General features: G+C 68.9%; 20 protein-coding genes, 1 tRNA gene and 1 pseudogene. 4 read left to right on the top strand and 18 right to left on the bottom strand.

Going from position 1 to position 21,150, the window contains the following annotated elements; all coding sequences use genetic code 11:
• From BLQ73_RS06455 to BLQ73_RS06440, 4 genes and pseudogenes are all read right to left on the bottom strand, one after another.
• Positions 1–512 (bottom strand): annotated as a pseudogene (locus BLQ73_RS06455) (hypothetical protein); the annotation flags it as partial.
• Positions 502–1,731: a MurT ligase domain-containing protein gene (locus BLQ73_RS06450; RefSeq protein WP_093169299.1), complete on the bottom strand. Its 1,230-nt coding sequence runs from the start codon at positions 1,729–1,731 to the stop codon at positions 502–504. The gene BLQ73_RS06450 and the pseudogene BLQ73_RS06455, both read right to left, overlap by 11 nt.
• Positions 1,732–1,930: 199 nt before the next feature.
• Positions 1,931–4,915: an ATP-binding protein gene (locus tag BLQ73_RS06445; protein ID WP_245690833.1), complete on the bottom strand. Its 2,985-nt coding sequence runs from the start codon at positions 4,913–4,915 to the stop codon at positions 1,931–1,933.
• A gap of 212 nt (positions 4,916–5,127) precedes the next feature.
• Positions 5,128–7,191: a hypothetical protein gene (locus BLQ73_RS06440; RefSeq protein WP_245690841.1), complete on the bottom strand. Its 2,064-nt coding sequence runs from the start codon at positions 7,189–7,191 to the stop codon at positions 5,128–5,130.
• A 201-nt stretch (positions 7,192–7,392) separates the two neighbouring features.
• Here BLQ73_RS06440 and BLQ73_RS06435 point away from each other — a divergent pair, with 201 nt between their 5' ends.
• Positions 7,393–7,977: a hypothetical protein gene (locus tag BLQ73_RS06435; protein ID WP_143020155.1), complete on the top strand. Its 585-nt coding sequence runs from the start codon at positions 7,393–7,395 to the stop codon at positions 7,975–7,977.
• Between the two features lie 116 nt (positions 7,978–8,093).
• Here BLQ73_RS06435 and BLQ73_RS06430 read toward each other — a convergent pair whose 3' ends face one another.
• The 9 genes from BLQ73_RS06430 to BLQ73_RS06395 form a co-directional block, all read right to left on the bottom strand.
• Complete coding sequence (locus BLQ73_RS06430; RefSeq protein WP_093169235.1) at positions 8,094–8,393, bottom strand: DUF1416 domain-containing protein; 300 nt, start codon at positions 8,391–8,393, stop codon at positions 8,094–8,096.
• Positions 8,393–9,232, bottom strand: coding sequence for a sulfurtransferase (locus BLQ73_RS06425; RefSeq protein ID WP_093169233.1), 840 nt, complete (start codon positions 9,230–9,232; stop codon positions 8,393–8,395). Before BLQ73_RS06425 ends, BLQ73_RS06430 begins: the two co-directional genes overlap by 1 nt.
• 13 nt (positions 9,233–9,245) lie before the next feature.
• Entirely contained in the window at positions 9,246–9,530 is a 285-nt protein-coding gene (locus tag BLQ73_RS34945) for a DUF4395 family protein (RefSeq protein ID WP_218125639.1), read from the bottom strand.
• Between the two features lie 167 nt (positions 9,531–9,697).
• Positions 9,698–9,781 carry a putative leader peptide gene (locus tag BLQ73_RS34940; RefSeq protein ID WP_420819995.1) on the bottom strand — a complete coding sequence of 28 codons (84 nt, stop codon included), beginning with the start codon at positions 9,779–9,781 and terminating at the stop codon, positions 9,698–9,700.
• Positions 9,782–9,957: 176 nt separating this feature from the next.
• Positions 9,958–10,263: a TlpA family protein disulfide reductase gene (locus BLQ73_RS06415; RefSeq protein WP_093169229.1), complete on the bottom strand. Its 306-nt coding sequence runs from the start codon at positions 10,261–10,263 to the stop codon at positions 9,958–9,960.
• Between the two features lie 14 nt (positions 10,264–10,277).
• Positions 10,278–11,195, bottom strand: a complete 918-nt coding sequence (locus BLQ73_RS06410; RefSeq protein ID WP_093169227.1) for an anti-sigma factor family protein — start codon at positions 11,193–11,195, stop codon at positions 10,278–10,280.
• Positions 11,192–11,704 carry a sigma-70 family RNA polymerase sigma factor gene (locus BLQ73_RS06405; RefSeq protein WP_218125638.1) on the bottom strand — a complete coding sequence of 171 codons (513 nt, stop codon included), beginning with the start codon at positions 11,702–11,704 and terminating at the stop codon, positions 11,192–11,194. Before BLQ73_RS06405 ends, BLQ73_RS06410 begins: the two co-directional genes overlap by 4 nt.
• 85 nt (positions 11,705–11,789) lie before the next feature.
• The gene (locus BLQ73_RS06400; protein ID WP_093169222.1) at positions 11,790–12,473 is read right to left on the bottom strand and encodes an LmeA family phospholipid-binding protein; all 684 of its coding nucleotides are present in this window, start codon (positions 12,471–12,473) and stop codon (positions 11,790–11,792) included.
• A gap of 171 nt (positions 12,474–12,644) precedes the next feature.
• Positions 12,645–12,896, bottom strand: coding sequence for a MoaD/ThiS family protein (locus BLQ73_RS06395; protein WP_093169221.1), 252 nt, complete (start codon positions 12,894–12,896; stop codon positions 12,645–12,647).
• Positions 12,897–13,183: 287 nt separating this feature from the next.
• Between BLQ73_RS06395 and BLQ73_RS06390 the strand changes: the two genes are divergently transcribed.
• On the top strand, positions 13,184–13,903 hold the full coding sequence (locus BLQ73_RS06390) for a winged helix-turn-helix transcriptional regulator (RefSeq protein WP_093169219.1): 720 nt from the start codon (positions 13,184–13,186) through the stop codon (positions 13,901–13,903).
• Between the two features lie 80 nt (positions 13,904–13,983).
• On the opposite strand, the gene BLQ73_RS06385 is transcribed toward BLQ73_RS06390, so the two are convergent.
• The gene (locus tag BLQ73_RS06385) at positions 13,984–15,750 is read right to left on the bottom strand and encodes a bifunctional metallophosphatase/5'-nucleotidase (RefSeq protein WP_093169217.1); all 1,767 of its coding nucleotides are present in this window, start codon (positions 15,748–15,750) and stop codon (positions 13,984–13,986) included.
• Positions 15,751–15,908: 158 nt separating this feature from the next.
• Between BLQ73_RS06385 and mshD the strand changes: the two genes are divergently transcribed.
• Positions 15,909–16,826 (top strand): mycothiol synthase, encoded by a 918-nt coding sequence (mshD, locus tag BLQ73_RS06380; RefSeq protein ID WP_093169215.1) that lies wholly within the window; start codon positions 15,909–15,911, stop codon positions 16,824–16,826.
• A gap of 131 nt (positions 16,827–16,957) precedes the next feature.
• Here mshD and BLQ73_RS06375 read toward each other — a convergent pair whose 3' ends face one another.
• From BLQ73_RS06375 to dcd, 3 genes are all read right to left on the bottom strand, one after another.
• Positions 16,958–17,956 carry an inorganic phosphate transporter gene (locus BLQ73_RS06375; protein WP_093169213.1) on the bottom strand — a complete coding sequence of 333 codons (999 nt, stop codon included), beginning with the start codon at positions 17,954–17,956 and terminating at the stop codon, positions 16,958–16,960.
• Positions 17,957–18,574, bottom strand: coding sequence for a DUF47 domain-containing protein (locus BLQ73_RS06370; protein ID WP_093169211.1), 618 nt, complete (start codon positions 18,572–18,574; stop codon positions 17,957–17,959). It lies immediately after the preceding gene.
• Positions 18,575–19,090: 516 nt separating this feature from the next.
• On the bottom strand, positions 19,091–19,666 hold the full coding sequence (gene dcd / locus BLQ73_RS06365) for a dCTP deaminase (RefSeq protein WP_093169209.1): 576 nt from the start codon (positions 19,664–19,666) through the stop codon (positions 19,091–19,093).
• A 117-nt stretch (positions 19,667–19,783) separates the two neighbouring features.
• Between dcd and BLQ73_RS06360 the strand changes: the two genes are divergently transcribed.
• Positions 19,784–19,857: transfer RNA gene (locus BLQ73_RS06360), tRNA-Gly, on the top strand.
• A 277-nt stretch (positions 19,858–20,134) separates the two neighbouring features.
• Here the strand turns inward: BLQ73_RS06360 and BLQ73_RS06355 are convergent.
• A complete protein-coding gene (locus tag BLQ73_RS06355; protein WP_093169207.1) occupies positions 20,135–21,016 on the bottom strand; it encodes a haloalkane dehalogenase in 882 nt (293 codons plus the stop codon).
• Between the last annotated feature and the right edge of the window lie 134 nt (positions 21,017–21,150).

Raw genomic sequence — 21,150 nt, 5'->3', positions numbered from 1 at the left:
GCCGGATACGCGGTCGTCGGACCCGAATCAGCAGACGCGTAACCACCGCCCGGACCCGCGTGCCCGCCGCCGTAACCACCGCCCTGACCGGCCGGGTAGGCCTCCGTCTCATCGGGGTGACCGATCCCGGCCTGACCACCCGCGTAGCCGTCCAAGGGACCAGTGTGGCCGCCGGGATGGCCGGGATGGCCGCCGCTGTGCCCGGCCTCCGCCCCTGGGAACCCGGCGTCGCCGTATCCGCCCCCGGGCGCGACGTGTGCCCCGTAGCCGCCGGGGTGGGCCTCCCCAGCGGGGAGGACGGGCTCGCCGTAGCGCTCCATGGGGGCGGCGGTGCCGTACGAATCCGTCGCCGTGGCGTGGTGTGCCTGACCGGCGGAGGTGTCGCCGGGGGAGGTGAAGGAGTGGCCGTTGGCGACCAGCCCTTCGGGAGAGCGCTGCTCAGGCTGGGGCCCACCGGAGCGGCCGGGGCCGCCGAACGCGCCGGCGTTGCCGTATCCGCTGTCAGACTGCACGCCCGAACTCCGATCGAATCTGCTGGAAAGCCGTGTAGTTCGCGATCACATCGACCCGGCCGGAGGGCTGCGAGACGAGGGCCTCGTCGAAGCTGCCGCAGAGTTCGAACGGGACCTCGGCCACGTCGAGGCGGAGCGCGAGGTCGAGGCGGCGTTCGCCGGTGACGAAGACGGGACGTCCGCGCAGGATGCGGTAGTCGACGTCCCACAGCCAGGACGTGTCGCGCCCGTCGGGGCCCTGCGCGTTGACGGAGAGGATGATCGGCAGTTGCGGGTCGCTGACGTCGAACGCCTCAAGCCATCCGGCGGGGTTCTTGGCGAGCAGGAGCCTGGCCTGCCTGCCTTCGCGTTCGACCGTCGTGTAACGGCCCGCCACGGAGCGGACGCCGCGCAGGCGGGGAAGGGCGAGCTCGGTGGGCAGCCCGAAGGCCTCGGCGACGGCGAGGGCCATGGCCGCGTTGGAACGGTTGGCGAGGCCGGGAAGTTCGATGTCGAGGAGCCAGCGGTGCCCTCTGGGGTCGATCACCGCGTCGTCGTCGAGGACCCAGTCGGGTTCGGGCCGGTGGAAGGTGCACTCACGGCAGGCCCAGTCGGCGTTCTTCCGGTCGAGGGGGCCACCGCACTCGGGGCAGCACCAGGAGTCCTCTTTCCAGCGCTGCCCGCCGGCGACCCAGGTGACCTTGGCGGCCGTGGAGGCGCCCCAAGTGACCAGGGGATCGTCGCAGTTGGCAATGACGTGGGCGGGTTTGCCCTCCAGGGCTCTTCGCCACTTCTGCGCCAGGAGCCAGATCTCAGCGGCGCGGTCCATCTGATCGCGGCTGAGGTTCATCAGGCAGAGAACCCCGGCCTCGGTGGTGTCGAGCACCTCGGGGAGGTATTTCTCGTCGACCTCCAGCACGCCGTAGGGCGCGTGTCTGGCCTGGGAGAGCGCGGAGACGTGCCCCGCGGGCATGTTGGCCCCGAAGACGTTGCTGGCGACGTCGCCGAGCTCTTGCAGGGCCGCGACGATGAGCCGGGTCGTGGTGGTCTTGCCGTTGGTGGCGCTCACGAGGGCGAGCTTGCGGTCGCGGGCGAGCTGGCGCAGGAGATCCGGTTCGAGGACCAGGCCGACCCGGCCGCCGATCACCGACCCGTCCCCGCGGCCGGTGACGCGGGACAGCGTGGCCGCCGTGCGCCCGAGGGCACTGGCGAGTTGCGCCCGCAGCGGTAGCTGGCTCATCTGCACTCCCTGAGCGTTGCGATCCCGGGCGTCGTCAGCCACGGGAAGGGGAAGCGGCACGATCCCTCGCGGGATCTCCCGGATACGCGGCACACTCAGCCGATCGTACGGCAGGATGCATGTCCGCGTCCTCGCAGCCTCCGTGGCCAAGACGTGGAACTCCAGCGGATTCGATGACGAAGGGCCTGGTCGCCCGGCGTCATTCCGCGAAGGAGATCTCGGTTTCCCGCTCACCCGCATCGAAGGGCAGCACGAAGCGGCGCGGCCAGGAGAGCACGGTCTCCAGCCACCCCGCGCCCATGGTCTGCGCCACGTGCCGTATCCGATCCTCCGGCTCGACCCCGATGGCGATTGTCATGATGTCGGCCGTCGTGGCCTCGTGTTCGTCGTCGCCGAGGATCGCCCGCCACGCGAGCGCGCGATTGCGTTCGATCTCCATGGAGAGGGGGTGGCGGCGCAGCGACCTCGCGCGGTGCCCGAGGAGTTCGACGCGGCTCTCGCCGCCGCCCGCGTCCGCGCCGGGGCGAGGGTACGGACGACCTGACGCGTCCGTGCCGAACAGGGGGTATTCGAGGTCCGGCGCCTGGCTGCGGAGGTCGGGGGCGGGATGGCCGTAGGGGAAGATCTTGTCGACCTCGTGGAGCCAGCGCACCTGCGGGATGACCCACGACCGGCCGGGCCGGTCGCCCGCCCGCGGGCCGCCCTCGACCGGGTCGAGCAGGGCGGCGGCGACGGCCGTGCCCTTCTCGGTGAGCAGGGCCGGGTCGGTCCACGAGCGCAGCGACCGCGCGCGGCGGTTCACCGCGCGCTCGGTAAGGGTGGCGAGCAGGCATTCGCGGCGTCGCGCGGGTAGCCCCGACCACAGGTCGGCCAGGGCGCGCGGCACGCCGGGCAGGGTGCGGTCGGTGCAGAAGGCGAGCACCACCGTGTCGCTCCATACGCGCATCCACGCCCATTCGGGCGCGTCGGCGAGCACGTCGGCCTCGTGCAGTTCGACCAGGGTGCACGCCTTGCCGGTGCGGCATGCGGTGCCACAACCGGCCGAGCGGCGACCGCGGATGGGCGGGATCGGGCCGGGCATGGGCCGCTCGCGGTCCTCCCCCAGCGGCACGCGGACCCGCAGCGGCCTGTCCATGCCGTCCGCGAAGGCCGCGGCGACCCCGGGTTGCAGCGAGACGACCTGGCGGGACTGCTCGTCGCTGAGGTTCATGGCCGCGCCGACGAGGTGGCGGTCGTCTTCGGCTGGGAGCCGGTGCACCACCTTGAGCGCGGTGTTCTTCACCACGTCGGACACGAGCTTGGTCGGGATCTGCTCGGCGACGACGATGCCTTCGCCGTACGCGCGTATCTCGGCGAGCATACCGGCGAGCAGTTCGACCGCGTGGGTGGAGGCGCGGCCCGCTCCCCTGTCCCTGAGCAGGCGGTGGGCCTCCTCGATGACGATGACGTGCCGGAGTCCGGTGGAGCGCTCTTGCCTGGCCCTCATGCGCAGGTGTTCGACGATGCGGATGATCAGCGTGCCCATGAGGAACGCCTTGTCCTCGTCGTTGGCGACGTCCTCGATAGCGAGCACGACGTTGCGTTGGAGCAGGCCGCCGATGTCGGCCGGATGGCCGCCTTCGAAGAAGCGTCCCGCCGAGCCGACGCGCAGGGAGCGCAGCCGCAGCGAGATGAAGCCCTCCACGTCGGCCTGGACCTCGCGCCCGTAGCCGATCTCCTTGATCACGTCCATGGCCTGCGTCTGGAGCTGCTCCAAGGTGGGTACGGCGGGGCGCACGGCGGCCCCGGGAAGCCCGCCTCCGGTGACCACGTCCCAGCCGTTGGCCTCGTATACGCGCTGGAGCGACAGCGACATGATCTGCGGGAAGGGCTCCTCGGCGTCGAAGGCGGCCATGAAGAGCGCCCTGACCATGTCGATGTGGGCCTGTACGGGGTAGCCCGGCTCTGGTTCGAGGGGGTTGACGCTGAAGGGCACGTTGTCGGGCGCCGAGGGGTTGATCACGGTCAGGGGGGCGAGGCGCTCGATCCTCGCGGCCATGGCGGCGTATTCGGACTTGGCGGGTTCGATGGCGAGCCACGGGATGCCGGCGTGGGTGAGCTGTTCGAGCATGTGCCGTACGGTCTGGGATTTCCCCGAGCCGGTGGCGCCGGTGATGAAGGCGTGGCGGTTGAGTGAGGCGAGCGGCACACGGAACGTTCCGACCGCCCGGTCCTGGCCGTCGACGATCTCGCCGAGTTCGATCACCTCGCCGACCGAGGTGTCGGCTTCGGAGGTGACGTCGAAGTAGCCGGCGTCGAGCACCCGCATCCCCGGCACCTCGCGGCGCGGCAGTCCGGCGAGGGCGGCAAGGGCGCCGGCCGTGGCGGCGAACGGTGTGGCGGGCCCTTCCGAGGACGGCTCGCGCAGCGTGGCGGCCAGGGCGTCGGCCAGGGTGTGGACGCGTTCGGGGGCGGTGCCGCGGAGGCCGGGGAGGGCGGTACCGAGCCGGTAGGGGTGGTGGCTCATCTCCACCGACCCAACGAGGACGGGGGCGATCTGCCGGAGTTCGGCGGCGTTCGCCGCCCCGGCGAGCACTCGAACGCTCCATAAGCCCGCTTCGCGGAAGGCGTCGAGTTCCTGCATGCGGCGTTCGGCCCGTTCGGCGTCGAAACGCGATCGTTCAGAGGCGTCGCCGTACTGCCTCAGCACGTTGAGCTGGGTGCGTAGGTCGGCCACCTCGGCGTCGAGCAGGTCGGTGGGTTCGGCCACGACGAGCCAGGCGAAGGGGCGGGACATGAGCGTGACGAGGGTGGACTCGAACAGGGTGGGACGCCGCAGTTCGTCGGGGTCGGGTTCGCGTCGGCCGCCGAGTGGCGGGGCCTGGCGGCCGGGGCAATGCGTCCATACGAGATCGGCGAGGTCGTCGAGCCACTCGTCTCCGACGCGGACGCCTCGGGCGCCTCCGGGGAACAGGAGGGGCTGGGGGCCGGCCGCCTGCGATTCCGGCGGCGCGGCTGCGGAGCGCCGCGGCGGGCGGGGCGGGGTGAGCGGACCGGCGTTGGTGATCAGCTCCAGGGGCGCGCCGGCCCCGCGTGACAGCCAGCCGATGACGAACGCCTGGCCGCGTTGGGCGGCGGACAGTATGGCGGGCAGGACCGTGACGAAGTCCCACTCGGCCGACGAACTGCGCGAGGGTGCGGTCATGGACTGCACCCGGAACCACGGCCCGCGCAGTGTCAGAGGCGAACTGGGTACCTCGGGGGACATGCTCGGCTGCATCGGACTCCCACCATCGATCGGGGACGGCACGGCCCCCGAGCTAAAGTCTTTCGACGATCAAGCTCCCACAAGCTTGTTGGCAATTCCATTACCGAGCAATGTGCATCCGCGTGGATACGGGCGCCCGTGGAAAAGCCTCAGCGCTGTCTGCGCCAGTCGAGCCGGGGCGGCGGCGGGCCGAGGTTCGGCGGCGGAGCGTCGTCGACCGAGACCTGCGCCTGCGGCTCGTCGTCCTCGGGACGCGGGTCCGCCTGCGACATGGGGGCCGCGGGAGCCGGGGGCGCGGGAGCCGGGGGCGCGTGGGCGGGACGCTCGTGCCTGCGGGTCACCGGGCGCTCCTGCTCGGGAGGGGCCGGACGGATCGCCGCGGCCGGGGCCGCGTCCTCGAACTCGGCGAGCGTCGTCTTGGGGAAGGCCAGAATCGCCGGGTTGGCGTCGGCGAGCCGCACCCTGCGGCCTCTCGCGGTGGCATCGGTGACGATCACGGACGTGGTCGGAAGCTGCTGGAGCTGGTGCGGTTCGACGAGGAACTCGCGGGAGCGCTGAAGCACGCGCTCGGTCTCTTCGATCTTGGTCGAGGTGCGGCCCCACTCGGTGGACTCGGTGATGTCCTCCTTCAGGTCCGCCTGCCGGGCGTCCCGCTCGTCGCCCCCGTCCTCGGCCGTGGCGACGGTGGAGGTGTAGTCGGCCGACAGGCCGGCCACGGACGCTCCGATGGTCTCGGTGAGCTGGGCCAGTTCGAGGCGGTGTTCGGTGCCGACGTGCTCGCTGGCCACCCGGGCGTCCTCGGCGTTGCCGAGGCGCATGAACGCCACGGCCGCGTGCCCCCGCCCTAGCCGCTCCCGCACGGTCGGGGTGAGCGAACGGTAGGTGAGGACCAGCCCGGTGCGCGAGGTCTCGCAGGCGTCCATCAGACGGTCGAGCACATCGCCGCGGAGCTTGTCCGCGCCCGCCACGATCAGCGTGTGGTACCAGGGGCGGCCCGCCGTGGGCGACTGCCGGAGGATGTGGGTGAGCGCGGTCGCCACGTAGGTGCCGAGGACACGGTTGCCGAACACCCCGGCCTGGCGGTCCATGGAGACGACGCGCAGGCGGGCGGGCGGCAGCCGTACGGCCTCGGAGCCGAGCGTCTCCAGCTTGCGCAGTTGGGACTCCAGGGCCCAGGCCCGCTCGATCACCACGCGGTCGCTGACGCCCCGGCCGAACAGCGTGCCGAGGCGCTCGAACTGGTCGGCCGTCAACAGGCCGGAGTCGAGGTCGCGGCGCGGGTCGCCGACCTGGGCGAGCGCCCGCAGGGCCGCGGTGACCTGGTTGATGGTGGCGCTCTCACCGAGCACCTCAAGGACCCGCTCAAGAATGGCGTTGTCGAAGGACAGGTCGCGGGTCGTACGGTGCTCCTCGCTGACGCTCACCACATGGGCGAGCACGTCGGCGAACGCCTCCGGGGCGAGTGTGGCACCGAGGTCGAGCCTGGGCAGATCCGTCGGCAGCACCCAGACCAGCGGCTCGTCGCCGCCGCGCTTGGCGAGTTCGATCAGGTCCTTGGCGATCGCCCCCTCGGACAGGTCGAGGACGGTCAGGTGGCCGCCGCTGTAGAGCCGGGTGGCCCCGAGCAGGGTCACCAGGGCCGACCATCCGGGGAGCGTGCCACCGGCCACATCGATACGGTCGATCTCGTCGGGGACGGAGACGGCGTACCAGCTCAATTGCCGATCGAAACGTTCCTTATTCCGCTGCCACTCGCGGTAGCGCTGAGCATGCTCCTCCTGCGCCTGGTGGAGCTCCCGGTCGCGGAGCACACGCTCCCGGTCGGCCTTCGCCTGGCTTTCGCGCAGGCGGTAGCGCAGGGCCTGGTCTCCCTGCCGGATGGCGTAACTGCAGATCATCGCCGCTCCGGCCGCCGCGATCAGGCCGATGGCGGCGAAGGCCCACGACAGCGTCCCACTGATGGCGAGGATGAGGATGAGCAAGGCCACGGCCGCGACGAAGGCGCGGAAAACCTTCATCGGCCGGTTGAGGAGCTGCTCCTGCAGGCGTGCGCGCCGCGCCCACTCGGGCTCGGACGACCCCGCGGCCGGGGTCTCGCCCGGTGAGGGGCGCTTGGGAGGCGGTCCAGGGTCCGGGTACGGCAAAACATACTGCCAGCCCAGGTAGATGCGGTCCGCCTGGAGCTGCGCATGCTCGGGACGCACGTCCGCCACCGGCCCTCCGCCGCATTAGCCACTCCGCCTCCGTGACAGCGTAAGAGTTGCACCTCCCATTCGGGCAGAGTTCTGGCCAACTAGCCAGATTTCTCAGCGATCTCTATGCTCTCGACGGACCTCCGAGGATCAACACGACGGACGGCAGCTCCCTAAGCCATTACCATCTCTTTACATGACGTCTTCGAGGTAGAGGACCGCATGAGCAGCGAACACGACAGGACGGGCGCGTGGTCCCGCCCAGCCGCCGCCGACTCCTCTTCTTGGTTCACCCCATCCTCGTCGAGACAGCCCCGGCCCGACACCCTTGTCTGGCCGCCCCCCGCTGCTCCCGAAGCGGGAGATCCGTCCACGGTGCCGATCCCCGCCGTCACAGCCGACGGGCAGCCCCGCGCCAAGGTGCCGCCCCCGGCCCGGCCGCCCGCGCCGCCGCGCCCGCCTCTGCCGCCGCACGCCATCGTCACGGTCGACCCCGCTCCCGAGCCCGAGGCGCCGGCCCGGGCCGGCGCCCCTGGGCCGGAGTCGGCCGGTACGGCGGACGCCCTGTCCGCCGAGGACGTCGCCGCCGCCCGCGCCCCCACGGCCCCCTACGCCACGCCGACCGCCCCGACCGTGCCTCAAAGGGTGCTTCAGCGAGGCCCTCAGCGCGCCCTGGAAGACGCGGGACGCGCCCTGGAAGACGCGGAACGGCCCAAGCCGCCTCGGAGTAAGGCCGTATGGATTCTGGTGGTTCTGGGGCTTCTCCTGGCCCTGGCGATCACCGTGCTGTTGATCTTCCCGGCTTAGCCGTACGCCCCCGCGCTCCGCGGAAACGCGAGGAGGCCGGCCCCCTCGCGGGGGCCGGCCTCCTTGTCGGTGCCTTGCCGGCTTGCGCCTTGGCTTCGTATTGCTCGCTCAGCAGGTCAGACGGCGACCTGGAGCTGAGACACCTCGCCGAGGCGGGCCTGGACGTTGATGTCCTTGGTGACCCCGCCGCCCGCGATGATGCGGACGGTCCAGTCGCCCGGTGCCGCGAAGAAGCGGAAGATCCCCTCGTCTGACACCACGACCTCGCCGGTGAACTCACCGGAGCCGTCGAGCAGGCGGGCGTAAGCGGTGCCCGTGCCGGTCACCACACCCTGGATCACGGCCTGGGTGGAAAGGTCGACCCCGGCCGGAAGCGCGACAGTCTGCTCGGGAGCAGCGCAACCCTGAACGCTCATCAGCGAGCCTCCCCCAACTCGATCGGCACGCCCACGAGCGAGCCGTACTCGGTCCACGAACCGTCGTAGTTCTTCACGTTCGCCTGGTCGAGCAGCTCGTGCAGCACGAACCACGAGTGCGCCGAGCGCTCGCCGATGCGGCAGTAGGCGATGGTGTCCTTGTCGAAGTCCACGCCGGCCTCGGAGTAGATCTTGCGCAGCTCGTCGTCGGACTTGAACGTGCCGTCGTCGTTGGCAGCCTTCGACCACGGGATGTTGCGGGCGGTCGGCACGTGGCCCGCGCGCTGGGCCTGCTCCTGCGGCAGGTGGGCGGGGGCCAGCAGCTTGCCGGTGAACTCGTCGGGCGAACGCACGTCGACCAGGTTGAGCTTGCCGATGGCGTCGACCGCGTCGTCGCGGAAGGCGCGGATCGACAGGTCCTGCTCCTTGGCGACGTAGGTGGTGGCGGGGCGCTCGACGGCGTCCTTCACCAGCTCGCGGGAGTCGAGCTCCCACTTCTTGCGGCCGCCGTCGAGCAGACGCACGTTCTGGTGGCCGTAGAGCTTGAAGTACCAGTAGGCGTAGGAGGCGAACCAGTTGTTGTTGCCGCCGTAGAGCACCACGGTGTCGTCGTTGGCGATGCCGCGAGCCGAGAGCAGGGCCTCGAAGCCGGCCTGGTCGACGAAGTCGCGACGGACCGGGTCCTGGAGGTCCTGCCTCCAGTCGATCTTCACTGCGCCACGGATGTGGCCCTTGTCATAGGCGCTGGTGTCCTCGTCGACCTCGACGAGAACGACACCAGGGGTGTCGAGGTTGGCCTCGACCCAGTCGGCGTCCACCAGTACGGCGGAGCGGCTCATGGAATCCTCCGGGTTATCGGGTTGCGGCGGGCAATTGAGGGCGATTGATCAGATACGTGTCGCAGCCGGGGCGTGAGCCCAGGGCGGCGGTCGGAAGGGCGGCTGCCGTCGCGCCGAACGCGACCGGCGGTGTCTCCGTGAGGTACCCGACAAGACCTGCGACTGCGAAGAACAGGCCCACCACCTGCGCGAAACGCGGTGGCTCCGCGGGCTCCGGCTCCGTGGCCGACGAATCGGCCGTCGTGATGGACTGGAGACCGTGAGGTGCGAGATTCAGGGATCGAAGCAGGTCGGCCACCGTGGCTGCGGCGGAAGGCGACCACGGCCCAGACGTCTGGACGAGCGCCGGAGCCGGGATTGTCTAGTGCCGCGCTGGAACGAGAACCTTGGGGATCAACCTGCATCGCGGGATGCTCCTGAAGGGGACTTGTCGAAGAGGCGGCTCAAGGCCGCACGGATCGCCCTTTAGGAAGCACGACAGAGCGCGGTGGCGACGCGGCAGAAGTCGACCGCCCGTCGCTTGGTAAGCAGCTCTGTCCAGGGATTCATGGCCCAGAGACTACATGGCGCCTCGGTGTCTGTCACATCCTGTCCGATTCGTGAGACGAAAAATTCTGCCTTATGAGACCTTTCACGGCCTCTCTCAGCAGGCAATTCCCCCCATCTATCACCGTTAAGACAGTGTTTCGGGCAACAATCCGCCGAGTTTACGGATCACGCGGTGGTCAAACGGCACCGAGCGCGGCGATCACATCGATTTTCCTCGGTTGTCCCGAGGCCCGCTTGACGATCGCACCCGCCCCGTCGAGCACGAGCACCGTGGGGGTGCTCGTCACGTCGAGCCCGCGCACCAGGTCAAGCCGGGACTCGGCGTCGACCTCGACGACGGCGACGCCGGACACGATCGCGGCCACCTCGTTGAGCACGCGGCGGGTCGCCCTGCACGGCGCGCAGAAGGCGGTCGAGAAGAGCACCAGCGTGGCCCGCTCACCGCGGGGCCCGCCGATCTCGTCGATGGTCGGCCCGGTCACACCGCAAGTCTGCCTTAACGGGACTTCACCGGGATCCGTATCACCACGTCGCCATCGCCCTGAAGCTCGAAGCGCACGACCGTCGTCAACGGCATCGTGGTCGTGGCGCGGAAGACCGCGTCGGCGGCCGAGGCGACCTCCAGCGTGCCCGCCTTCTCCCTGGTGCCGTCCGCCCCGACGACGTCCAGCCGGTATACCGCGCCGAGGTCCGCTCCACTCACGGTCACGGTGAGGTCTGCCCCGGTCGCCCGGGCCGCCGCCCGCACCGTCGCCGTGACCTTGCCCTCCACCCCGGACATGACGACATCGGGCGCAGCCTTCATCACCGACTCCCGCGGCGAGGCCGACTCCAGCACCCGGACGTCGCCGCCGTCCCGCGCGGTCTGCGGCGGAGAGCTGGCCGCGGGGACCTGCGCGGTGACCGAGGGCTCCTCGGCCCCCTCCGCGCCCGGCCCGGTCTCCGGCTTCGCGGACTCCTTCCCCAGCACGGCCGAGTCCTCGGCGGCACCCGACGCCGGACCATCGCCGGACACCACGGGAGCCGGCGACGAGGCGGCATACTGTTCGGCGGCGATGGACGCGTCCTCCCCGCCGGAACCGCTCAGCACGCCCCACGCCGCGCCGCCTCCGGCCAGCAGCACCACCGAGGCGGCCAGCGCGAGCAGCAGCCTCGACCTGCGGCGACGCGCCGCCGACACCTTGAGCAGCCGGTCGAGCACGACGACCGGCGGGCTCACCACCTGGGCGACGTCGCTCTCGGACACGTGGCCGACCCTGCCCAGCAGCCCCGACACCGCCGACAACTCATCGAACTCAGCCGCACACGCCACGCACTCGGCCAAATGCGCCTCGACCAGCACGGCCTCGTCGGGTTCAAGCGCGCCGAAGGCGTGCGCGCCGAGCGACAGCCGTACCTCCTCGCAGGTCATCATGGCGCGAGCCCCCGCTCTTCAAGCGCGAGCTTGAGCGCGCGAAGCGCATAGTAGGTGCGTGATTTCACCGTGCCCGCCGGGATGCCGAGGGCGTCGGAGGTCTCCCTGACCGATCTTCCCTGATAGTAGACGTGCACGAGCACCTCGCGGTGCTCGGGACGCAGGGCCGCGATGGCCTCGGCGACGGCCCAGGACTCGACGGCCCGCTCCAGTTCGTCGTCGGCGGGCATGACGGCGAGAGCCTCGTCACCGGTCTCCTGCGGGCGCGATCGGCGCGCGCGGTGCTGATCGAAGACGAGGTTCCGCGCGACGGTGAACAGCCAGGCGCGGATCGGCTTGCCGGCCAGCGCGTCTGGATGACGCCAGGCCCGCAGCAGCGTCTCCTGCACCACGTCCTCCGCTCGTCCGGTGTCGCCCGTCAGTCGCAACACGTAGCCGTAGAGAGGCCCCGCGTGATCGTCGAAGAGCGCCTTGATCAGTTGCTCGTCGGCGGTTCCGGCTGGGCTCACACCCTCACGACGTAGAGCTTCGCGGAGAGGTTCAGCTTCCCCAGGGGAATCTTTCACATGCTCTGCCACACGGGTCGCCGGCCGTCTAACCGCGGAGCGGGACGTCTTCGGCCTCACCGCTGACGCGCAGGCCGCCGTCCGCCGCCCGGACATCGGTCAGCTTCAGCCCCAGCGGCAGATTGCGGACCGGGACCGTATACGTGAGGGACCTGGTCAAGTTCTCGGGCACGGGCACACCACCCGCGAGGGTCACGTTCTCCGGCGTCAGCCGTACGCCGCCCTTGACGACGTCGAACTTCATGAACGCCTTCACCGGCACCCTGACGCCGGCGACCGTGACGTCGCCCGTGGCGCTCAGCCGGTCGCCCTCGCTCTTGAGCTCGATGCCCTCCGGCGCGCGTGACTTCAGCGTCTCGTGGGGGACGATGACGCTGCCGACCACGCGCTCGGCGCGGATCTCGTTGCCGCCGATGTTCTGGATGAGGGCCAGCAGCGGGGCCTTCACGCCGTACAGCGTGGCCTCGACACCGGACAGGCGCACGCCTCGCTGCGTCATCGGCCCGGTCTTCAGGGTGATCTCCTCGTAACGGCCGGAGACCGCCTGGGTGAGGAATGGGATGCCCTGGATCGTCACCTCGGGCTCGCTGCCGAGGTCGTAGGCGGCGGCGACCTGGCGCGCGATCTCGCTCTGCGCGCCGGACACGGCCACGCGGTCGACGACGGCGAGCACGACAGCCAGCAGGATCAGGGAAACGATCAGCTTGCGCATCGGGCTCCTTCGGGGAATGCCTGCGCGTTACCTTAGCCTTGGCGCATCCACAACGCGCGAACGCGCGACGTAGGGATTCCCCGGCGCCGTCCCCTGAACCGCGCGCCCTGAACCACGCGCGCCCCTGACTCCGCGCGCCCTGAACCGCGCGCTCCGTGAGCCCGCCGCGTCTCAGCCCCCGGCGTACGGCGGAAGCACCTCCACCACGGCTCCCTCGCTCAGCCTCACGGCCCCCCGGTCACGCACGCCCACCGGCGCCCCGTCAATCACGAAAGACGACAGTTTCACCACGCGGGCGAGCTCGTCGCGGCCCGCGCTGATCGCGCTCAACAGCTCGTCCAGCGTGGCCGCCTTGCGCGTCTCCTCCGCGACGCCCGCCGCGCTCTTGGCCGCGGCCCAGTAGCGAATGGTCACCGTGGGCATAAGCCGTTCACCAATCCTCACTTCGCACCCTGCTCCCCTGTGCGGACCTGCTTACATGGAAGCAACAGGAGATGGGCGTTAATCCCGTGGTCACGCACCGGTCCCGTAATTTTCGTGGGTTATCCTCGGCTATACGGGACCTGGGCAACGAAGCCCCCGGGTCCTTTACGTGTTTCTACGGCCATATGTGTTTCATGCGGCTGCGCCATCCGGAAGGAGGCCGATGTGAGTGAGCGTACCCACCCGGCCGCGGCGTCGCAGGCCACAGCGGCCAGTGAGGTGACCGTATGAGCAACCTGCTTCTCCTCACCAACGCCCTGGAGCCCTCCTACGAGGTGCTCCCGGCGCTCGGACTCCTTCTGCACTCGGTCAGGGTCGCCCCCGCCGAGGCGGCCGCACTGATCGACGCGCCTCCCGCCGACGCCGTGCTCGTCGACGCCCGCAAGGAGCTGGCCCAGGCCAGGGGCCTGTGCCGGCTCATGCGCACCACCGGCATCGACTGCCCGCTCATGGTCATCGTGACCGAGGGCGGGCTCGCGGCCATGACGGCCGAGTGGGGCGTCGACGACGTGCTGCTCGACAGCGCCGGCCCCGCCGAGGTCGAGGCGCGGCTGCGCATGGCGCTCGGGCGCCTTTCGGCCGGTCAGACCGAGGAGGTGCCGGGCGAGATCCGCAGCGGCGACCTGTCGATCGACGAGGCGACCTACACCGCGCGGCTGCGCGGACGGGTGCTCGACCTCACGTTCAAGGAGTTCGAGCTGCTCAAATATCTCGCCCAGCACCCCGGCAGGGTGTTCACGCGCGCCCAGCTCCTCCAGGAGGTGTGGGGCTACGACTACTTCGGCGGCACCCGCACGGTCGACGTCCACGTACGGCGCCTGCGCGCCAAACTGGGCCCCGAGAACGAGGCACTGATCGGCACGGTGCGCAACGTGGGCTACCGCTTCGTGCCCGACCGGGGCGGCGAGCAGAGCGACGGCCGCCACACCGCGCCCTCACACCTGTAGGCCCGCACACCTGTAGGCCCGCATCCTTGGAGAACGCGGGCCCATGTCGGTGTTCGCGGCGTTCAGGGCGTTCGCGGCGTTCAGGGCACGAGGGTGATCCGGTCGGTCGCCGGCGGAGCGACCGGTGAGCGCGCCCCGAGATAGTCCACCAGCGCGTCGATGTCGAGCGGTCCGCTCCACAGGTCGGTGCCCTGCGTGAAGACCGAGAACCCGTCGCCGCCACCGATCAGGAAGTTGTTGGCCGCGACGCGGACCTGCCGCGTCTCCGCCACCGGCTGCCCGTTGATCGCGATGTTCGACACGCGGGACCCCACGGGCGCCGACGCGCTCACCGTGTACGTCAGCGACGCCGACGGCGCCAGCACCCGGTTGACCTGGAACTGCTGCTCAAGCAGAGCGTCCAACTGCGCCCCGGTCAGCGTCACGACCTGCGTGAGGTTGTTGAACGGCTGCACGGTGAACGTCTCGCCATAGGTCACGACCCCGTCGGGCGCATACGTCAGATCGGCCCGGACACCACCCGGATTCATCAGCGCGATCTCGGCATTCCCTCCGGTCTTCACCGCTTCGAACTGAGCATCCGCGATCAGATTGCCGAGCTGCGTCTCCCCCGAGGGAACCGGTACGCGTGTGATGTCGGCGCTGACGCTGCCGACCTGCCGGTTCGCGACCGGCGCCACCCTTTCCTTCCACGTCTGGACGAAATCCGCGATCTCCGGGTCGGGTGTCACACTCCGGGTCACCACGTGATTGTCGGCCACGACACTCGTACGGACGATGTCCCGGCTGCGGGCATCCACCCGGAAGTCGACCTGAGTGATCACGCGGCCGAACGAACCGCCCTGGCTGTACAGGCGGTCGCGCCCGGCCGGGTCGGGCAGGTTGCACAGATACGCCTGGTGGGAGTGGCCGCTCAACACCATGTCGATCTCGGGGTCCACCTGGGTGGCTATCCGGTTGCCCTCCCCCGGCACCGCGCTGCACGCGTCGGGCGACTGGGACGGCGTCACCTGGTCGCCCTCGTGCACCAGCACGACCTGCGCCTTCACTCCGACCAGCTTGAGCAGCCTGGAGGCCACGTTCGCGGCCTTGACCTCGTCGATGAACCTCAGGTCCTTGATCCCCTCCGACGTCACAATGGAGGGGGTCGACTTGGTGACCAGGCCGATGAACCCGATCGGCACGCCGTTCTTCCACCGCACGGCGACCGGCGGCAGAGCGGGGATGCCGTAGTCGCGCAGCACCCGCCGTACAAGGTCCGGTTTGAACGCCGGGGCCTTCTGGAGCTGGGTGAGCGCCGCCCGCTCCGCTGCGGCGCTCGGCTGCTTGAAGAGGACGTTCGCCCCGATGTAGTCGTATTCGGCGCCCTGCCACCGGCCAGCCGGGGAGCAGCCGTCGACAGGGTGGCACCCGCCGTACATGATCCGTTTGAGCTCGTCGTATCCCTCGTCGAACTCGTGGTTGCCCACCGCCGACACCGTCACCCCGACCTTGCCGAGGAACTCGACGGACGGCTCGTCGTGGTAGGCGGCGGAGATCAGCGGGGTCGCCCCGATGAGGTCGCCCTGGGCGACCTTCAGGGTGTCGGCGTTCGTCAACCGGTCGAGGTGTGCGGCGACATACGCCGCACCGCCGGCGTCCACGGTCGCGCCGTGCTCGTCGACCATGCGCCCCGCCGAACCGGTCGGGGGCTCCAGGTGTCCGTGGAAGTCGTTGAGGGAAAGCAGGCGGACGGGCACCGTCCGGGAGGCCGTTCGGCCAGCGTCAGCGGGTGCGGTGGCGACGGCGAAACCGCTCGCGACCACCGCTCCGGACAGGATTATCCGGATGAGGGAACGTGACGTCATGACCCCAGAGGGTAGATCGGCGATCCGGACGGCGGACGACAGCGAGGTAACGATTCTTTGACGTGGTCCTGGGAGGTCAGCGCGCGGTCGGGCCAGGATGAGCTCACCTCGCGGGCGCGCACGAGCTCACCTCGCGGGCGCGCATAAGGTCAAGAACTATGAACGCGCGCGTAGAAACACGAGGGCAACTTAAAGACGACGAGGTCGGCGCGGTGCTCGCCCTGGTCGAGGCCGCCGCGGAGAGCGACGGCGTGCGACCGCTCAACGAGCACGCCATGCTGCACCTCAGGTACGGCGGCGGCGGCGAGGCCCGGGCCGTACTGCTCTACGACGACACCACCCTCGTCGGCTACGCCCACATCGACCTCGCCGACCCCGACGAAGGTCCCAGCGGCGAGCTCGTCATCGCCCCCGGCCACCGCCGCCGCGGCCACGGCCGCGCCCTCCTGTCGGCCGCGCTCGACCTCACCGGCGGACGGCTGCGCCTGTGGGCCCACGGCGACCACCCCGGCGCCGTCCGGCTCGCCGCCTCCCTCGGACTCACCCGGGCGCGGTCCCTCTGGCAGATGCGGCGCTCCCTGTCCGCCGCGATCCCCACCGCCACCGTGCCCGACGGCGTACGGCTGCGCACGTTCGTCCCGGGCCAGGACGAGGACGCGTGGATCGCTCTCAACGCCCTCGCCTTCGCCCACCACCCCGAACAGGGCTCCTGGCGCCGCCCCGACCTGGAACGACGCGAACAGGAACCGTGGTTCGACCCGGCCGGCTTCTTCGTCGCCGAACGCGGCGGCCGCCTCGCCGGATTCCACTGGACCAAGGTCCACCGCGACGGCGAACACGCCGACGACCCCATCGGCGAGGTCTACGTCGTCGGCGTCGACCCGAGCGAGCAGGGCAGCGGCCTCGGACGCGCCCTCACCCTCACCGGGTTGAACCATTTGCGTGCCCTCGGGCTCAGCCAGGTCATGCTCTATGTCGACGAGGAGAACGTGCCGGCCATCCGGCTCTACGAATCCCTCGGATTCGCGCGGTGGAACACCGACGTGATGTACGGCACGACCTTCGACAAGGCCTGAAAAAGCGTGTACGGCGGAGCCGGGCAAACCGGCTTCGCCGTACACGGCTCAAGCTTTTGAGGACTGACCTCCGATGCGGAAGAGCTGTGTCCGAGCCCCACCCGACCGGCTTCCGCATCGGGGTTGGAAAACTATTCCAGAATCCAGTGGAAAAGGTAGTAGGTCAACGCGGCGACAAGCGCGGACGCGGGGATCGTGAGAATCCACGCGAGCACGATGTTGCCCGCCACGCCCCAGCGCACGGCCGACAGGCGCTTGGTCGCGCCCACGCCCATGATGGCGCTGGTTATGGTGTGCGTCGTGGAGATGGGGGCGCCGAAACCGATGGCCGCGCCGTACAGCACGGTCGCCGCCGCCGACTCAGCCGCGAAACCCTGCGGAGGATCGAGTGCGATGATGCGCCGGCCGAGGGTCCTCATGATCCGCCAGCCACCCGCGTAGGTGCCGAGCGAAATGGCCGCCGCAGCCGCCAGGATCACCCACTGGGGAATCGGATCATCGGGGCCGGCGAACCCGCCCACGACCAGGGCCAGGAAGATCACGCCCATGGTCTTCTGCGCGTCCTGCAGGCCGTGCCCGAGGGCCATCGCCGCAGCCGACACGGTCTGCGCGTAACGGAAACCACGGTTCGCCGGGCCCGGTTGCGCTTTCCTGAAGATCCAGTAGATTGCGATCATCACCCCGCCGGCCAAGGAGAACCCGACCAGCGGAGACAGGATCATCGGCACGACGACCTTCGTGACCACGCCGTCCCAGTGAACGGTGGCTGCCGCCGCCAGGGCGGAACCCATCAGACCGCCGATGAGCGCGTGACTGCTGGAAGAGGGAAGGCCGAAATACCAGGTGATCATGTTCCAGGTGATCGCGCCGACCAGGCCCGCCCCCACGATGATGAGGCCATGGCTTCCGTCCGGAGGATCGATGATGCCCTTACCGACGGTCTGCGCGACCTGCGTGCCCAGATGGGCGCCGATGAAGTTCATGGCCGCGGCCATGAACAGCGCCGCCCGGGGAGTCAAAGCGCGGGTTGAGACCGAGGTGGCGATCGCGTTCGCGGCGTCATGGAAACCGTTGGTGTAGTCGAAGATCAACGCGATGACAATGACGCCGATGACGAGTGCGAGCTCCACTTAGCTTTCCTTGACCGCAATCGACTCGATCGTGTTCGCCACATGCTCGAAGCCGTCGGCGGCCATTTCCAACTGCTCGACGATGTCTTTCATCTTCATGACGGTGAGGGCGTCATATTCCCCGCCGAACAGGCGGGCGAGCAGTCGGCGGTAAACCTGGTCCGCCTGGTTCTCGAGTCGATTGATCTCGATCCAGTATTCGGTCAGGTTCTTCATCGAGCGGAGCCTCGGCATAGCCTCGGCGGTCAGCTCGGCCGCCCTCTCCAACACCTCGACCTGTCGAACCACCTCCTTCGGGAGGTGCTCGACCTGATAGAGAACGATCATGTCGGCCGCGGCCTCCATGTAGTCCATCACATCGTCAAGGTTGGCTGCGAGGCGGTAAATGTCCTCGCGGTCGAACGGTGTGATGAAGCTCTCGTTCAACCGGTTCATGATCGCATGGGTCCGCTCGTCGCCCGCGTGTTCGCACGCGCGCATCTTTTCGGCGAGAGCCTCCCTATCCGACCCATCACTGATGATCTCCACCAGCAGCCGCGACGCAGTCACCAGGTTGTTCGCGGAGTACGCGAACAACTCGTAGTAGCTGTCCTCACGGGGCGTGAGACGCAGGCGCACGTCGTACTCCAGATGTGCGGGGATAGTCCGCAGAGAAGGGTACGGGTTACCAGCGCAAATGCGAACTTCACCGTCCACACCCATGGTTGTCACCCGGTCTTCCCATTGTCGCTACCCTCCGCATCCGCCCGCACACCAGCCACATTGGGTGCTTGGGATGTCTTTGATCACTGCTTTCCCGTCAGTTCCGACATACGTCGCAGCGACACGCTGAGCAGGGGCGGGGCAAGGGGGGACATCGGGGGACATCGGGTGACATGGCCTACTGCGCCGGGCACATGGCACGTTGGCCGGTCTGAGGGGGAACGTGCCAGACATTGCGGGATTGGCACGTTGTCGGCGGGATGGTGGCGGATATATCGGGATGGGCACGTGGATGCCGGGATCGGCCTATGCGGGCCCCAAAAGCCCGTAACGGGCGACAGGCTCATTCCCGGACTCTCGCCCCCACCGCACACCATTACAGGCTTGAGTCGGCCTCTCAGCCCCGCATGGGGGCAAGTGGGAACTCACCGCCTAGACGACGCTCCTGTGGAAATTGAGGAACGATCGCGACGGTGTCGGCCCACGCTGGCCTTGATAGCGAGAGCCGTACTTCGTCGAACCGTACGGATGCTCCGCCGGCGAGCTCAGCCGGAACAGGCAGAGCTGCCCGATCTTCATCCCCGGCCACAGCTTGATCGGCAGCGTCGCCACATTGGACAGCTCCAACGTGACATGGCCCTCGAAACCCGGATCGATGAACCCCGCCGTCGAATGCGTCAACAGCCCCAGCCTGCCGAGGCTCGACTTCCCTTCCAGCCTGGAGGCCAGATCGTTCGGCAGCCGGATCGCCTCATACGTGGACGCCAGCACGAACTCCCCCGGATGCAGGATGAACGGCTCATCCCCCTCCGGCTCCACCATCCTCGTCAGATCCGGCTGCTCCACCGACGGATCGATGTGCGGATAGCGGTGGTTCTCAAACACCCGGAAGTAGCGATCAAGGCGCACATCCACACTGGACGGCTGAACCATTTCCGGGTCAAAAGGGTCGAGTCCGACCCTCCCGGACTTGATCTCGTTGAGGATGTCACGGTCGGAAAGCAGCACGTGACGCAACCTACCAACCCCGCCAACCTCCCGCCGACCACAATCCACCCCGCGAACGAGAGAACCACCCCGGGTTTCCGCTACAGTAGTGCTCGATCGGCTTCACAGTCGGCCGACGCGGGTGTAGTTCAATGGCAGAACATCAGCTTCCCAAGCTGACAGCGCGGGTTCGATTCCCGTCACCCGCTCCAGTGCCTACTCAACACGTGCCTACTCAACACGCGCCTACTCAACACAAGGCCCAGGTCAGGGAGTGATTCCCAACCCGGGCCTTGATCGTTGCCAGGGTGTCGTCGATCTTCCGTGCAACCCGCGTGCAATTAGCTCACTGATGAGAGCTCTCCCGCAGAGCCGCCGCCATCTTGGCTCCCCCGGCCCTCGATCTGAGTGGAGGGCGACCCGATCACGGACATCACCGCTCCCCGGTGATCGTGGAGATGTGGCAGGGCGCGGGCGCCACCGCCCATTTCAGGAGAGATCTCGCATCCAGGAGGCGATGGCCGCTCCGATTTGATCGGGAGCGTCTTCTTGAACCATGTGGCCACCCGTGATCGTGATGTGTGCCTGATTCGGCCACGACCGGGCGATGGCCCGGTGTGTTTCAAACATCGTTCCTGGAACCGCCTCAATGAACAGCTTGGGAACCGAAGATTTAGCGAGCCATTCCGCATAACGCGTGATGACATCGTGAACATCGCGTGGTTCGCCCGCAACGGGAACCTCGCGCGGCCAAGTCAGCGTCGGTCGGCGTGACTCGCCCGGTTCTGTGTAGGGACGACGGTAGACGGCCATCTCCGCCTCCGACAGCCCGCGCAGAACCTCTGCAGGCAAGACGTCGTCGACGAAGAAGTTTTTGTCAAGGACCATCCCTTCACCTGCAGTGGAGCGGATCGCCTGGAAGAGCGCAACCGCAGGCTCCGGCCAGTCGCTCCACGAGGGGATCGGAGCCACGAACGCCTCCATGTAGGCGATACCCCGGAGTGCGGAAGGCTGACGGTACGCCCAATCGAAACCCAGGGCCGAACCCCAGTCCTGCAGCACCATGACCACCCGCTCACGTACGCCGAGGGCCTGAAGGAACGCATCGAGATAGCGGCGATGCTCGACGAAGCGATATGAGCCCGGCCCGCTTGCCGGAAGTTTCGCGGACTCGCCCATCCCGATCAGGTCCGGGGCGATGCAGCGCCCTTTGTCCGCCAGATACGGGATTACATTCCGCCATACGTACGACGAAGTCGGGTTGCCGTGAAGAAAGACGATCGGATCACCGTCTCCCTCCTCGACGTATGCCATTTCAAGTCCATCGACCTCAATACGACGCTTCCGATATCGTTCCTCAGTCGAGATCACGACTTTCCTCATTTCCGCGGGTTCTTGCCTAGGTCGGAGATTCTGCAGCACGCCCCGGGTCTTGCCACAAGCCCCCCCCGTGCGCCATAGTGTGCGACCGCTGTCAGCCTTGGCCTCACGAGGACCCGGCGACC

This window comes from Sinosporangium album, from assembly GCF_900100605.1.
Classification (GTDB): Bacteria; Actinomycetota; Actinomycetes; order Streptosporangiales; family Streptosporangiaceae; genus Sinosporangium; species Sinosporangium album.
Note: the sequence above shows the minus strand (reverse complement) of the source record. Positions and strands in the feature narration are given on the sequence as shown.

Excerpts from the sequence above, each read along its gene's own strand:
- BLQ73_RS06445 (WP_245690833.1), bottom strand. The coding sequence starts at position 4,915 with ATGACCGCACCCTCGCGCAGTTCGTCGGCCGAGTGGGACTTCGTCACG.
- BLQ73_RS06395 (WP_093169221.1), bottom strand. The coding sequence starts at position 12,896 with ATGCCCACGGTGACCATTCGCTACTGGGCCGCGGCCAAGAGCGCGGCG.
- BLQ73_RS06385 (WP_093169217.1), bottom strand. The coding sequence starts at position 15,750 with ATGACGTCACGTTCCCTCATCCGGATAATCCTGTCCGGAGCGGTGGTC.
- BLQ73_RS06425 (WP_093169233.1), bottom strand. The coding sequence starts at position 9,232 with ATGAGCCGCTCCGCCGTACTGGTGGACGCCGACTGGGTCGAGGCCAAC.
- BLQ73_RS34940 (WP_420819995.1), bottom strand. The coding sequence starts at position 9,781 with ATGAATCCCTGGACAGAGCTGCTTACCAAGCGACGGGCGGTCGACTTC.
- BLQ73_RS06430 (WP_093169235.1), bottom strand. The coding sequence starts at position 8,393 with ATGAGCGTTCAGGGTTGCGCTGCTCCCGAGCAGACTGTCGCGCTTCCG.
- BLQ73_RS06390 (WP_093169219.1), top strand. The coding sequence starts at position 13,184 with ATGAGCAACCTGCTTCTCCTCACCAACGCCCTGGAGCCCTCCTACGAG.
- mshD (WP_093169215.1), top strand. The coding sequence starts at position 15,909 with ATGAACGCGCGCGTAGAAACACGAGGGCAACTTAAAGACGACGAGGTC.
- BLQ73_RS06400 (WP_093169222.1), bottom strand. The coding sequence starts at position 12,473 with ATGCGCAAGCTGATCGTTTCCCTGATCCTGCTGGCTGTCGTGCTCGCC.
- BLQ73_RS06435 (WP_143020155.1), top strand. The coding sequence starts at position 7,393 with ATGAGCAGCGAACACGACAGGACGGGCGCGTGGTCCCGCCCAGCCGCC.
- BLQ73_RS06450 (WP_093169299.1), bottom strand. The coding sequence starts at position 1,731 with ATGAGCCAGCTACCGCTGCGGGCGCAACTCGCCAGTGCCCTCGGGCGC.
- BLQ73_RS06410 (WP_093169227.1), bottom strand. The coding sequence starts at position 11,195 with ATGATGACCTGCGAGGAGGTACGGCTGTCGCTCGGCGCGCACGCCTTC.